This is a genomic window from Flavobacterium sp. CFBP9031, from assembly GCF_034044945.1.
Lineage (GTDB): Bacteria > Bacteroidota > Bacteroidia > Flavobacteriales > Flavobacteriaceae > Flavobacterium.
Genome location: NZ_JAXCWF010000008.1, coordinates 72,154 through 85,736, shown reverse-complemented (window position 1 = coordinate 85,736; position 13,583 = coordinate 72,154). Strand labels below are relative to the sequence as shown.

Sequence of the window (13,583 nt, the reverse complement as noted above, 5' to 3'; positions counted from 1 at the left end):
ATGCACAAAAAAAATCTCAGTTACAGATTAAACTGTAAACTGAGACTTTAAGACTGAACACTTAAAAAGTGAACACTGAATACTTACATTACTTCTTAGCGTTCTCGATTCTTCTTTGATCGATACGATTTTGAGCAATAGTAAGAGCCGCTTTATGTGTTGTGATTCCGTTTTTAGCAGCGAAATCAATAATTTCTAAAGTTGTATTGTAGATATTCTCTGTTTTAGTCATGATTTCAGCTTTACCGTAGTTAGCTAATTCAGCATAAACATTGATAATTCCACCCGCATTGATTAAGAAATCTGGAGCATATAAAATTCCTCTTTCTTGTAATCTTGCACCGTGAACATTCTCATCAGCTAATTGGTTGTTGGCAGCACCAGCAATCACTTTTGCTTTAATTTTATCTACTGTATTATCATTGATTGTTGCTCCCATCGCACATGGCGCATAGATATCAACATCGGCAGTATATAAATCTTCACCAGTATAAATCGTTGCATTGTATTTTGAAGCAACTTGGAATAATTTCTCTTCGTTGATATCAGAAATAGTTACCTGCGCTCCTTCTTTAGTTAAATACTCAACCAAAGTTTCACCAACGTGTCCAATTCCTTGTACCAAAACTTTTTTACCCTCTAAAACATCAGTTCCAAACTGGCTTTTAGCGGCCGCTTTCATACCCAAATAAACACCATAAGCTGTAATTGGAGAAGGATTTCCAGAACCACCTCTTTCTTCAGAAATACCAGTAACATAAGGCGTTACATCTCTTACAGTATCCATGTCTTTAGTTTCCATTCCGACATCTTCTGCTGTAATATATCTTCCGCTTAATGAGTCAACAAACTCTCCAAACTTACGCATTAACTCAGGAGTTTTTTGCGTTTTAGCATCACCAATAATAACTGCTTTACCACCACCAATATTCAGTCCAGTAATAGCCGATTTAAAAGTCATACCTCTCGAAAGGCGTAAAACGTCATTTAAAGCTTCCCATTCTGTGTTGTAATTCCACATTCTGGTTCCTCCCAAAGCTGGTCCCATAACCGAATTATGAATACCAATAATTGCTTTTAATCCTGTATCTTTGTCATTGCAAAATACAATTTGTTCGTGATCGTCAAAAGATAACTGTCCAAAAACAGGATCCATTTTTTGAAGTTCCTTTCCAGTTGCGAAAGTTGCATCCATAGCGCTAGTATAAATTAGTTAAAATTATGAATTCGTCAAAAAGACTTCTCAAACATAATTAAAAAATACACATGTGCTAATTTTTTATCTTTAAAATAACAATATTACAATATAATTGTTTTGATTAAATCGCAAATTATTATAATTTTCTTTAATAATAATTCTTAAAAACAAATCAATTCAATATTAGATTTCTTAAAAAAATGAAAGAATTAAGCTATTTAAATAAATATTTCATTAAATATAAATACAGTTTCTCTGCAGGTATTTTAATAACCATAATCGCACAAATATTTTCTTTATTTACACCAAAACTTATCAGTAAGTCTTTAAATGCTATTGAAAATTTTGATAAACTTTCTGTTGCAGAGCAAAACTCCGAAGCTGTAATCGCCAGTTTTCGTCAGGATCTCATTCATAATGTGCTACTTATCATCGGAACTACGATTGTCGCAGGTTTTCTGACTTTCCTAATGCGCCAGACTTTGATCGTAATGTCACGTCATATTGAATTTGATTTAAAAAATGAAGTTTTCAGACAATACGAGAATCTTTCACAGAATTTCTACAAACAAAATAGAACGGGAGATTTAATGAACCGTATTAGCGAAGACGTTTCCAAAGTTCGTATGTATGTTGGGCCTGCAGTAATGTATACTATTAATACATTTATTCGTTTTGCGATCGTTATAATATATATGTATAATGTATCGCCACTTCTTACTTTATATACTATATTACCTTTGCCAATTCTTTCATATTGCATTTTCAAGTTAAGTTCCGAAATCAATAAAAGAAGTACCACTTTCCAACAATACCTTTCTAAAGTTTCCAGTTTTACTCAGGAAATTTTTTCAGGAATTCGCGTAATAAAAGCCTATTCGTTAGAAAATCAACATCAAAACAATATGGTTGATTTGGCTGAAGAAAGCAAACGTAAAAGCTTAAGTCTTGCAAGAGTTCAATCTTTATTTGGACCTTTAATGATTGCGCTTATCGGAATCAGTAATTTGGTTGTAATCTATTTTGGAGGTGTAATGTACATTAATGGAAGCATTCCTAATATCGGAACCATCGCAGAATTTATTTTATACGTAAATATGCTGACGTGGCCAGTTGCTTCTTTAGGATGGGTTTCTTCTATGGTTCAAGAAGCAGAAGCATCTCAAAAACGTTTGAATGAATTTTTGAAAATCGAACCAGAAATCAAAAACAAGAACGAAAACTCATCTGATATCCAAGGAAATATCTCTTTCGAAAATGTTTCTTTTACTTATGATGACACCAACATTGAAGCTTTAAAAAATGTTTCTTTTACAGTAAAAAAAGGAGAAACATTGGCAATCCTCGGAAAAACAGGTTCTGGAAAATCGACTATTCTTTCTTTGATTTCGAGACTATATGATGTAACCGAAGGCGAAGTTAAAATTGACGGAAACGAAATCAGCACTTTAAACTTAAATGATCTTCGTAATAATATCGGAATCGTGCCTCAAGATGCTTTCTTATTTTCGGATACGATTAAAAACAATATCAAATTCGGAAACCAAAATGCAACTGATGATGAAGTAATCGAAGCTGCTAAAAACGCGGTGGTTCATGATAACATTATCGCCTTTAACAAACAGTACGACACCGTTTTAGGAGAAAGAGGAATTACGCTTTCGGGCGGACAAAAACAGCGTGTTTCTATTGCTAGAGCGATTATTAAAAACCCTGCAATCTTACTTTTTGACGATTGTTTGTCGGCTGTCGATACCGAAACCGAAGAAATGATTTTGAATAATTTATTTGAGATTTCTAAAGACAAAACAACCATAATTGTAAGTCATCGAGTTTCATCTGCAAAGAATGCAGACAAAATTATCATATTAGAAGATGGTAAGATAATTCAACAAGGCTCTCATAATCAATTAATAAATCAAGAAGGATATTATTCGGCGTTATATTTAAAACAACTTTCGGAAAAAGAATTACTTTAATTGTTGCGTAATAGATAATTTTTTATGATTTTTGAGTACTATTAATTCCAAAAATGATAGAACGTATTATGAGAGAAAATGACATGTTAGAAAAAGAAGAGATTTTTTCTAAAGTATTACGAGCAGGAAGAAGAACTTATTTCTTTGATGTGAGAGCTACCAAAGCTGATGATTATTACATTACTATTACCGAAAGCAAAAAATTTACTGAGGAAGATGGTTCTTTTCACTTCAAAAAACACAAAATTTACTTATACAAAGAAGATTTTAGTGCTTTTGCCGAAATATTAGAGGAAATGACTTCTTATGTTTTGAACCACAAAGGCGAAGAAGTAATTTCTGAAAGACACCAAAAAGACTTTAAAAAAGAATACAGTTCTGAAAAAGCTGAAAGTCAAAGATCTAGTTTTACAGATATCGATTTTGACGATATTTAATCAAAATCATCTACATAAAGTAGAAGTCCAATTTGTTCCGCATTTTGGACTTTTTTTATATATTTAGTTTTCGTATAAAGTTAAAAGTTATTAGGTTAAGAGTTAAACGTCATAACTTACACCTCATAACTCATAACATTCAACTTCCATAAAAATGAAAAAATTAATTCTTCTTTTAAGTTTCATCTTCTTCGGAATTTCACTTTCTGCGCAGAATACAGAATATGAAACGAAAAATAATATTCAATATTATAATGCATCCGTAAATAAATCAGATAAATACATTAACGAAAGATGTGTGCTAGATATTTACTATCCAAAAAATAAAACCGGATTTGCTACAATCGTTTGGTTTCACGGCGGCGGATTAACTGGCGGAAATAAAGAAATTCCTGAAGCTTTAAAAAATAAAGGTTTTGCCATTATTGGCGTAAATTATAGATTGTCACCAAAAGCAAAAGCTGAAAAAGCGATAGAAGATGCAGCAGCAGCTGTTGCATGGACTTTTAACAACATTGCAAATTATGGAGGTGATAAATCTCAGATTTTTGTTTCTGGACATTCGGCTGGAGGATATTTAGGAATGATGATTGGTCTGGATAAAAAATATCTCCAAAAAGAAAACATTGATGCCAATCAAATTGCTGGACTTATTCCGTTTAGCGGACAATGTATTACACATTTTGAAATTAGAAGAGAAAACGGAATTCCTGAAAAACAGCCTACAATTGACCAATTTGCCCCTTTATACCACGTTCGCGCCGATGCTCCACCATTATTATTAATTACTGGAGATTGTGAATTAGAAATGCTTGGCCGCTATGAAGAAAACGCCTACTTGGCAAGAATGATGAAATTGATTGGCCACACGCAAACTAAATTGTATGAATTGGACGGTTACGACCACGGAATGACCGAACCTGGTTTTCCTCTTTTGGTAAAAGAAGTAAACCGAATTTTAAAAGAACGCAAAAAATAAATCACTAAATAAAATTCCACGGCAATGGAGACACAACTATTAATTATACCAGGACTTGGAGATTCTGGAGAAAAACATTGGCAAACCTTTTGGCATCAAAAATTCGAAAACTCAATTCGCGTTGTACAAGACAATTGGGACGAACCTATTCTAGAAAAATGGCTTGACCGATTAAACGAGAATATCTCTAAACTTAATAACCCAACTATTTTAGTGGCGCATAGTTTAGCCGTATCATTGGTTTTGCATTGGGCAGAAAAATACAATAATCAGAATATTATCGGTGCTTTTTTAGTCGCTCCTGCAGATGTCGATTCGCCAGAACACACGCCAGAATGCACAAGAAATTTTTCGCCGATTCCGCTTTATCGCTTACCTTTTCCTTCGGTAGTCGTGGCAAGCGAAAATGACCCTTATGCTTCTTTTGAAAGAAAAAAATATTTCGCTGAAAAATGGGGAAGTGATTTTGTAAATGTTGGCCAACAAGGTCACATTAATTCTGATTCCGATTTAAAATATTGGGAAGAAGGACAGGTTATTTTGCAGAAGTTGATTGAAAGGATTGAATAGTGGTCAGTATTTTAGTGGTCAGTGTTCAGTTTTTTTTTAGTATTCAGTATTCATTTTTAAAGAAAGCTCAACACTGATTTCTTTTCGCTCTTTTAAAACTGATCACTAAGAAACTGAACACTGATAACTTTCACTAAACTGATCACTAATAAACTGACCACTGAACACTTACCCAATACGTAATCCATTAGGAATCTTAAAATCGGGAGCTAGTAAAATAACATCTCCCTCCTCGCCTACGGCACCAAGAACAAGACATTCACTCATAAACTTTCCGATTTGTTTTCTTGGAAAATTGACAACCGCCACAATCTGACGATTTACTAAATCTTCCTTTTGATATCGTTTGGTAATTTGTGCAGATGATTTCCTAATTCCGATTTCCGAACCAAAATCGATCGTTAATTGGTAGGCAGGCTTTCTTGCTTCAGGAAAATCATTGACTTCAATAATAGTTCCTACGCGCATATCTGTGCGCTCAAATTCATTCCAGGTTAAATCCATTTTTAAATTGTATTATTTACAAACCTATAAATTTTGTAATTAATGCGCCTAATTCTATAACCTATTTCTTCTGCTTACGAGCTAATTTTACTTGAAGAAAAACGAAAATACTCACGTAAAAAGATATAACATGGAACATACTGAACCAAATGCATGCATGTCAATTAAGGATTTTGAATCTAATTTAAAACAGATTCATACCGATAAATATATAGAAACTGCTCAAAATGTAAGACTTTATGTAAAGGATTACGGTCAAGGAAAACCTGTTATCCTAATTCATGGCTGGCCTCTTTCTAATGAAATGTGGGAATATCAAATTGATCATTTAGTACAAAATAATTATCGTGTAATTGCCTACGACCGACGCGGATTTGGAAAATCTTCTCAACCGTGGGATGGTTACGATTACGATACTTTGACTGATGATCTAAAGGAAATTATTGAGCAACTAGAATTAGAAAACGTAACTCTTGTTGGTTTCTCAATGGGCGGTGGCGAAGTGGTTCGTTATTTCAGCCGTCATGGCGGAAAAGGAGTTACAAAAGCAGCTTTGATTTCGTCAATCATTCCGTTTCTGCTAAAAACGCATGATAATCCAGACGGACATCCAAAAGAGAAAAGCGAAAATACGGCAGCAGCAATAAAAGAAGATAGAATTGCTTTTATTGATAATTTCGGAAAAACATTTTTCGGTGTCAATATTATCAACAAACCTTTAAGTACGCCTTTATTAGAATACTACAGAGCTTTATGTTCAGCGGCTTCTCCACGCGCTACTTTAAAATGCGCTGAATCTTTTTCATTCACAGATTTTAGAGATGAAGTAGATTTCATCAAAGTTCCAACTTTAATCATTCACGGAGACGATGATAAAATTGTGCCGATTGACCTTACATCCAGAAAAGCAGCAAAATCTATAGCAAACAATACTTATATCGAATATGAAGGTGCACCTCACGGACTTTTTTATACCGATAGAGAAAAGCTAAATGAAGATTTACTGGCTTTTTTGAATTCATAAAAACTTAAAAAAGTATCCAAAGAAGCAAGCTGGATCAGCTAACTGCTTTCTTTGGGTATTTTTTATTATTGTGCTCTTTTATTTACAGATTTTTAAAGCTACTTTTGAAAATCAAATTTCGAATAAAATGGCACGAACTGAATCAACAATGCTTCCATTAGGAACAATTGCACCTGATTTTTACTTAAAAGACACCAACTCGAACAATACTTTTTCCTTTGAAGATTTAAAAGGTTCGAAAGGCACTTTGGTAATGTTCATTTGCAACCATTGCCCATTTGTGCATCATGTAATAACTGAAATTATAATGATTGCGAATGATTATCGCGTTCAAGGACTTGGAGTAATTGCCATTTCTAGTAATGATGTTGTCAAGTATCCTGAAGACAGTCAAGAACTAATGACGGACTTTGCCATGGAAAATAAAATTGATTTTCCTTATTTGTACGATGAAAGTCAGGAAACAGCAAAAGCTTATCAAGCGGCTTGCACCCCAGACTTCTATTTATTTGATAATCAAGACAAATTATTCTATCGCGGACAACTTGACGATTCAAGACCTGGCAACGGAATTCCTCTTAGCGGAAGTGACCTTAGAGGGGCGATTGACGCCTTAATTTACAACAGAAGTTTAAAAGAACCACAGAAACCTAGTTTGGGCTGTGGCATTAAATGGAAGTAAAACCTCACTAAATTCAAAAAGATTAACTATCTTTGCAAATCAATTTAATCCTCCTTATGGGAAATAAAACACCATTTACAGCTTCTATAAAGTCGTTTTGCTTAGCAAAACCGCTACCTGCTGTAATTATTTCACATAATAAGGCCTTTATTTTTTAGGCCTCCGTCTACTTCACTTTTCTTCTTTTTGACGGAGGATTTACATCAGCTTAAACATTTTATTATTTGACAAAAATCAATTTTTGATCAGATATTTTTTTGTTTTTCAGATTAAACTTTTCGATTCTGTTAAAGTCAGAGAAATTTTTACTTGTAGATTATTCTAAGAAGAAAACATCAATTTAAAATTTTATAACAATAAATTCAATATAGATATGAAACCAACACCCACTTTCTGTAAATCAGATTATCAATTTTTAAGAGAATTGATTTTAAAAAGTAAAAACTCGACAAATACTAAAGAAGCCAATCAGCTTTCGCAAGAATTAGATCGCGCTGTAATTAGTAAAGAAAGCGAATTGGATAGTTCGGTAATCCGAATCAATTCATTTGTAACGATAGAAGATGTAAAAGCCAAGAAACAAATGAAAATTCAAATCGTTTTACCTTCAGCAGCAGACGTAAAACAATCTAAAATATCAATTCTAGCACCTTTAAGTGTTGCTATTATTGGGTTTAAAGAAAATGACGAAGTTGATTGGGAATTACCGGCTGGCATCAAAACTTTAAAAGTAATAGCTGTAGATAACTCTGCAGTACATCATTCTTAAATTTAAAAACACCTCATTTTGTGACGGTGTTTTTTTTATATCTATTTGAAAACAAAAAAACTGTTCGATTGAACAGTTTTTTTTATTCTTAATACTTAAATCTAAATTACAATTGCGAATCAATATAATTTGTAATTGAAACCATTTGAGTTTCGTTTAATTTTGCTTTTTTACCCATTTTTACCAAAATAGGCGTCCATTCTGTTTTTGTATACTCTTTTGGTTCATAGAGTTTATGACATCTCGCACAACTGTTCTCGTAAATACTTTTGCCTTCTGCTAATTCTGGAGTTAATTCTTCTGCTTTAACTTCCTTTTCAACAGGGGCAGTTTCTGCAACAGCCGTTTTTTTAGTACCACATGCCGCTGCAAACAACATTATGGCCATTAAACTTAAAATCGTTTTTTTCATTTCTTGGTTTTGCTTTTTTTTATTCAAGTAAATATAAAAAAATCCCATACGCTACGGCGCATGGGATTATTATTTAAAACAATGTCCCGTCCTGAAATAGCGATACATAAAAAAAATCGTTATGGAAGAAAGCTCAAATTATGTGAAGCGAACTCAAAAAGACTATTCTATGTCTTTTAAATTACAAATTGTCCAAGCAATAGAACAAGGACAGCTCACAGCCACTCAGGCCACAAAGAAATATGGCATCCAATGCAGAAAAACTGTTGTAGTATGGTTACGTAAATTTGGTAACTTTGATTGGGAGAACCAATCCCTTTTAAATATGCCAAAGACAGCAGAACAGAAAATCATGGAGCTTGAAGCTCAAGTCAGGTTATTAGAAAAGCAAAAGGCTTTTTTGGAGAAGCAAGCATATGTGGCAGACAAAAAAGCGATCTTGTTTGATATGATGATTGATTTAGCGGAGAAAGAATATCATATCGATATACGAAAAAACTCTCCACCCGAACAATCGACAACTTCAGAGCAAAAGAACAAAAAACAATAGCATTTACCTGTTATTTGTTCGGGATAGACAGACAGGTTTATTATCGAAAAATCAAAAGAAGAGCATCCAAAGAAAACAAAGCCAGGCAAGTCATTTTGATGGTAGATGCTATCAGAGAGATAATGCCCAGAATAGGTGCTCGAAAACTATATTATCTTTTGCTGGATAAGCTTCAATTAATGAAAATAGGAAGAGATAAATTCTTTGATATACTTAGAGCCAATCATTTATTGATACAGCCAAAACGAAAGTATCATGTAACAACTAACTCACATCATAGATTTAGGAAATATCAAAATCAGCTTTTAGATTTAGAAATTAGCAGACCAGAACAAGTTTGGGTGTCTGATATCACATATATAGGAAAAAGAGATAATCCCTGTTATTTGAGTTTAGTCACAGATGCTTATTCTAAAAAGATCATGGGCTATAATGTTGCTGATAACATGAATACAGAAAGCATTCTGAAGGCTTTAAAAATGGCTCTTTGTAATAGAAACAACAAAAATTTGCCACTAATACATCATTCCGACAGAGGTATTCAATATTGTGCTAAAGAATACCAAAAACAACTTAATAAAAACCAGATCACATGTAGTATGACACAAAATTCAGACCCATATGAAAATGCAGTTGCAGAAAGGGTTAATGGAATTTTAAAACAGGAGTTTACCATTGACAAATACAGTCAAAAAGTAGAGATCATGAAAAAACTTGTAAAAGAAGCTATTAACATTTATAATGAAATCAGACCTCATTATTCAAACTATATGCTTACTCCAAATCAGATGCACAGTCAAAATTTAATTAAAATGAGAACTTATAAAACAAAAAACAGCAGTAAACATGAGTTTACTACTGTCTAAAATTGTATTTTTATTTTTTATTAATCCTGTATCACTTTTTCAGGACTAGACACAATACTAAATTGCTTTTAAAGTCTTATTTTACGTCCATTAATTCAACGTCGAAAATCAAAGTTGCGTTTGGCGGAATAACTCCTCCAGCACCAGCTGGTCCGTATCCTAAATCAGAAGGAATAACAAAACGAGCTTTGTCTCCAACTTGCAATAAAGCAATACCTTCGTCCCATCCTTCAATAACTTGTCCAATTCCTAATTTGAATTCGATTGGTTTTTTGCGTGGGTAAGAAGAATCAAATACTTTTCCGTTTTCTAGAGATCCTTCGTAGTGAACAGAAACTGTTTTTCCTGCTTCAGCTCTTTTTCCTTCTCCTTTTTGAATCATTTTATAACGTAAACCGCTTTCTGTTCTATCAAAACCAGCAGCTAATTGTTCCATTTTTGCTTCAGATTCTGCTTTTAAAGCTGCTTCTCTTTTTAGACGAGCACCTTTTAAACCAATGAAAGCTTCAATTGCATTCCATTTTTGAGCTTCTTCTCCAACTCTGATAATCTCAACTGACTCTAAATTGTCTCCTTGAGCAACAGCATCAACAACATCTTGTCCTTCAACAACGTTTCCAAAAACAGTATGTTTATTATCTAACCAAGGAGTTGCAACGTGAGTAATGAAAAATTGAGAACCATTACTTCCAGGTCCTGAATTTGCCATAGATAAAACTCCTGGGCGATCGTGTTTTAAACTTGGGTGAAATTCATCATCAAATTTATAACCTGGATCTCCAGTTCCAGTTCCTTTTGGACAACCACCTTGAATCATGAAATCTGCAATTACTCTATGAAAAGTTAATCCGTCATAGAATTTTTGTCCTTGAGGCTTCACTTTATTTTCCATATTTCCTTCTGCAAGAGCAACAAAGTTACCTACAGTTCCCGGTGTCAAATCGTGCGTCAATTTTACTAAAATTGAACCTTTGCTAGTATTAAATTTAGCGTATATTCCGTTTTCCATGTTGTTATTTTTAATTTGAACGCAAATTTACAAATTAATTTTTTAATCAATTTGCGCTTTTGCCTTTTTAGATTTTGATTTATAAGTAAGTCCATAGACTATTAATGACAAAGTAGATAAAATCATACATCCAATAGCTACAGCGTGCCATCCGCCCCATTTCCATAGCATTAAACCATAAGCAGATCCTGCAGCGGTACCTAGAAAAGTAAGCGACATAAACACCGTATTTAATCTGTTTCTAGCTTCTGGCAATAATGAATAAACTCGTGTTTGGTTTGAAATGTGAACGCCTTGAATTCCGATATCAATAAACACAATTCCAATTGCAATTCCGATTACACTTTCAATAGCAAAATAGAAAACCATAAAGCTTATTAAAACTAATAAACAGCCATAACCTACTGCAATTCTAGAGTTTCCTTTATCTCCCAATTTCCCAACCAAAGGCGCAGCCAAAGCTCCAGAAGCTCCAACAATTCCGAACAAACCAATTGTAGCGCTATTAAAATTAAAAGGTTCGCCAGAAAGCAATAAAACCATTGTAGTCCAGAATGCTCCAAACTGAGCAAAACTAAAAACATTAATTGCCGTTGCTTCGCGCAAAACAGGTTGTGTTTTGATTAGCGTAAACAAAGATTGGATTAATTGACCATAAGTTCCTTGAAACTGTGGTTTATTCTGCGGAAATTTACTTTGAATGACAAAAAAGATCAAAAGACAAATTCCGGCAGCGATATAAAACATCGATCTCCAGCCTAAAACTTGGCCAATAAATCCGCTTAATGTTCGCGAAAGCAAAATCCCAACTAAAAGTCCGCTCATAATAGTTCCAACCACTTTCCCTCGTTCTTCGGGCGCGCTTAAAGAAGCGGCAAGAGGAAGAATAAGCTGTGGTACAATCGACGTGATTCCAATTAGCAATGAAGCAATTTGCAAAACAAGAAAACTTTTGGCTGTTGCTGCAATTAATAAAGCAATTACAGTAGCAAAAGTCGTCATTAAAATTTGCCTTTTTCGTTCTATTTTATCGCCAAGCGGCACCATAAAAAACAGTCCGATCGCATAACCTGCTTGAGTTAAATAGGTTATCGTTCCAGCGCTGGCTTCAGGAATTTTAAATTCGTTGGCAATTAAAACAATCAAAGGCTGGCAGTAATAAAGATTTGCAACTATAAGACCAGTGCAAACTGCCATAAAAAGTACATTTGTTTTAGATAAATTCATGCTGCAAAAATACCGATCTAATCTTAATTGAATCTTTAAAAAAGTTATAAAATTTTTAAATTTAAGATTAGATCAGGATTTTAAAGCTAAAAATTAACTGATTTTAAACCTGTTATGATTTTAAAAAATCTTCTCTCGCAGGGCCAAAAACATCCGTTAGCATTCCTGTTTCCAAACACACAACTCCATGAATTGCATGAGGCGGAATGTAAAAACTATCGCCTTCCTTTAACGTTTCTGTCACACCGTTTATAGTAACATCGAATTTTCCACTTGCTATGTAAGTAACTTGTGTATGATAATGTTCGTGTAAAACACCAATTCCACCTTTCTCAAAATGCACATTTACCAGCATCACTCTTTCGTCAAAAGCTAAAATTTTGCGTTTTATTCCTTCTCCGACTACTTCCCACTCGATTTCGTCTCCTTTTATAAATTCTTTGCTTGTTCCTAAACTCATGATCTTTTTATTTTTGTTGAATGCTTTTAAGGTCTTTTTCCATCAATTCTAAACCTTCATTTAATTTATTCTCCTTGAAGTACTTTTCTAACTCAAGTAACCTTTTTTTATTATCGTATTTAAATCCCGAATTTAGTTTTCTTTGACAAAGAGAACACAATCTAAGGGAATGTCTATCTGTTTCTACCATGCTATTTGTTCCATTCATAACACAATTCGCTTCAATGCAATGATGCAAACCGAACATATGCCCTATTTCGTGCGAACAAATCTTCAATAATCGATCTAAACTCAAATTAAAGTCTGCTTCTTTTTGCATTCTGTACATCGAACTTACCGCAATTTTATCTCTATAAGATGCTAATCCAAAAACGTAATTCCATTCTGGCTTTGGGTACAAATCTTTTTCTGTTATCGCCATTAAAGCAACTCCTTTATCGGGCTTTTCTTTTTTTAACACATCGGTTAAAATATAGCCTGCTAAAAATTGCTCCTGCCCAACATCTCCAATTCTTCTAGCATTATTCGGAATAATATCATTTGAAACATCTTTTAAAACTTTGGTTTCCAGCTGAAAAAATATTTGTAAATATTGACGAACCAATTCAATTTGTTTGACCTGCAACGAATTAAATGTTCCTATAGGTTGCAGATAAATAATATTTTCTTCTTTGGATGGAACAACATGTTTTGTTTTAATAAACTGCTCAAAAGTCTGCCCTTTTTCTTTACGAGAATACAGCCAATCGCCAAAAACTGGCTCAGCAAGCTTAACATCATTAACTTTAATATCTACAAAATAAGGCTCAGGCGGTAATATTTGCTGTAAAGTTTGTGGCAACAAACTTTCTTTTTCCTTTTTATCAGATTGACATGAACAAAGAATTACAAATACCAATAAAAGAAGTCTCTTCATA

At 33.5% G+C, this 13,583-nt stretch carries 16 protein-coding genes; 9 read left to right on the top strand and 7 right to left on the bottom strand.

Features of this window, described 5'->3' with window-relative positions:
* Positions 1-88: 88 nt before the first annotated feature.
* Positions 89-1,195: a Glu/Leu/Phe/Val dehydrogenase gene (locus tag SOM12_RS14435; RefSeq protein ID WP_320493939.1), complete on the bottom strand. Its 1,107-nt coding sequence runs from the start codon at positions 1,193-1,195 to the stop codon at positions 89-91.
* A 203-nt stretch (positions 1,196-1,398) separates the two neighbouring features.
* Here SOM12_RS14435 and SOM12_RS14430 point away from each other — a divergent pair, with 203 nt between their 5' ends.
* The 4 genes from SOM12_RS14430 to SOM12_RS14415 all read left to right on the top strand — a co-directional run bounded on the left by SOM12_RS14430 (position 1,399) and on the right by SOM12_RS14415 (position 5,163).
* Positions 1,399-3,177 carry an ABC transporter ATP-binding protein gene (locus SOM12_RS14430; protein ID WP_320493938.1) on the top strand — a complete coding sequence of 593 codons (1,779 nt, stop codon included), beginning with the start codon at positions 1,399-1,401 and terminating at the stop codon, positions 3,175-3,177.
* A gap of 68 nt (positions 3,178-3,245) precedes the next feature.
* A complete protein-coding gene (locus tag SOM12_RS14425) occupies positions 3,246-3,614 on the top strand; it encodes a PUR family DNA/RNA-binding protein (RefSeq protein ID WP_306157030.1) in 369 nt (122 codons plus the stop codon).
* Between the two features lie 154 nt (positions 3,615-3,768).
* Positions 3,769-4,593: an alpha/beta hydrolase gene (locus tag SOM12_RS14420; protein ID WP_320493937.1), complete on the top strand. Its 825-nt coding sequence runs from the start codon at positions 3,769-3,771 to the stop codon at positions 4,591-4,593.
* 24 nt (positions 4,594-4,617) lie between these two features.
* On the top strand, positions 4,618-5,163 hold the full coding sequence (locus tag SOM12_RS14415) for an alpha/beta hydrolase (protein WP_320493936.1): 546 nt from the start codon (positions 4,618-4,620) through the stop codon (positions 5,161-5,163).
* Positions 5,164-5,331: 168 nt separating this feature from the next.
* On the opposite strand, the gene SOM12_RS14410 is transcribed toward SOM12_RS14415, so the two are convergent.
* Positions 5,332-5,667 carry a tRNA-binding protein gene (locus tag SOM12_RS14410; RefSeq protein WP_095931381.1) on the bottom strand — a complete coding sequence of 112 codons (336 nt, stop codon included), beginning with the start codon at positions 5,665-5,667 and terminating at the stop codon, positions 5,332-5,334.
* Between the two features lie 130 nt (positions 5,668-5,797).
* On the opposite strand from SOM12_RS14410, the gene SOM12_RS14405 reads away from it, so the two are divergent.
* The 3 genes from SOM12_RS14405 (at position 5,798) to SOM12_RS14395 (ending at position 8,142) form a co-directional block, all read left to right on the top strand.
* The gene (locus tag SOM12_RS14405) at positions 5,798-6,691 is read left to right on the top strand and encodes an alpha/beta hydrolase (protein WP_320493935.1); all 894 of its coding nucleotides are present in this window, start codon (positions 5,798-5,800) and stop codon (positions 6,689-6,691) included.
* 127 nt (positions 6,692-6,818) lie between these two features.
* Positions 6,819-7,373 (top strand): thioredoxin family protein, encoded by a 555-nt coding sequence (locus tag SOM12_RS14400; RefSeq protein WP_320493934.1) that lies wholly within the window; start codon positions 6,819-6,821, stop codon positions 7,371-7,373.
* Between the two features lie 373 nt (positions 7,374-7,746).
* The gene (locus SOM12_RS14395; RefSeq protein WP_095931379.1) at positions 7,747-8,142 is read left to right on the top strand and encodes a GreA/GreB family elongation factor; all 396 of its coding nucleotides are present in this window, start codon (positions 7,747-7,749) and stop codon (positions 8,140-8,142) included.
* Positions 8,143-8,248: 106 nt separating this feature from the next.
* On the opposite strand, the gene SOM12_RS14390 is transcribed toward SOM12_RS14395, so the two are convergent.
* Positions 8,249-8,554 carry a cytochrome c gene (locus tag SOM12_RS14390; RefSeq protein ID WP_320493933.1) on the bottom strand — a complete coding sequence of 102 codons (306 nt, stop codon included), beginning with the start codon at positions 8,552-8,554 and terminating at the stop codon, positions 8,249-8,251.
* Positions 8,555-8,675: 121 nt separating this feature from the next.
* Here SOM12_RS14390 and SOM12_RS14385 point away from each other — a divergent pair, with 121 nt between their 5' ends.
* Both SOM12_RS14385 and SOM12_RS14380 read left to right on the top strand, forming a co-directional pair.
* Complete coding sequence (locus SOM12_RS14385) at positions 8,676-9,104, top strand: helix-turn-helix domain-containing protein (RefSeq protein WP_320493932.1); 429 nt, start codon at positions 8,676-8,678, stop codon at positions 9,102-9,104.
* A gap of 14 nt (positions 9,105-9,118) precedes the next feature.
* Positions 9,119-9,970, top strand: a complete 852-nt coding sequence (locus SOM12_RS14380) for an IS3 family transposase (protein WP_320493931.1) — start codon at positions 9,119-9,121, stop codon at positions 9,968-9,970.
* A 76-nt stretch (positions 9,971-10,046) separates the two neighbouring features.
* On the opposite strand, the gene SOM12_RS14375 is transcribed toward SOM12_RS14380, so the two are convergent.
* The 4 genes from SOM12_RS14375 to SOM12_RS14360 all read right to left on the bottom strand — a co-directional run bounded on the left by SOM12_RS14375 (position 10,047) and on the right by SOM12_RS14360 (position 13,582).
* Positions 10,047-10,979 carry a peptidylprolyl isomerase gene (locus SOM12_RS14375; RefSeq protein ID WP_250835211.1) on the bottom strand — a complete coding sequence of 311 codons (933 nt, stop codon included), beginning with the start codon at positions 10,977-10,979 and terminating at the stop codon, positions 10,047-10,049.
* A 42-nt stretch (positions 10,980-11,021) separates the two neighbouring features.
* Positions 11,022-12,176 carry an MFS transporter gene (locus SOM12_RS14370; protein WP_320493930.1) on the bottom strand — a complete coding sequence of 385 codons (1,155 nt, stop codon included), beginning with the start codon at positions 12,174-12,176 and terminating at the stop codon, positions 11,022-11,024.
* Between the two features lie 142 nt (positions 12,177-12,318).
* Positions 12,319-12,669 (bottom strand): cupin domain-containing protein, encoded by a 351-nt coding sequence (locus SOM12_RS14365; protein ID WP_320494071.1) that lies wholly within the window; start codon positions 12,667-12,669, stop codon positions 12,319-12,321.
* Positions 12,670-12,673: 4 nt separating this feature from the next.
* On the bottom strand, positions 12,674-13,582 hold the full coding sequence (locus tag SOM12_RS14360; protein WP_320493929.1) for a reprolysin-like metallopeptidase: 909 nt from the start codon (positions 13,580-13,582) through the stop codon (positions 12,674-12,676).
* Between the last annotated feature and the right edge of the window lies 1 nt (position 13,583).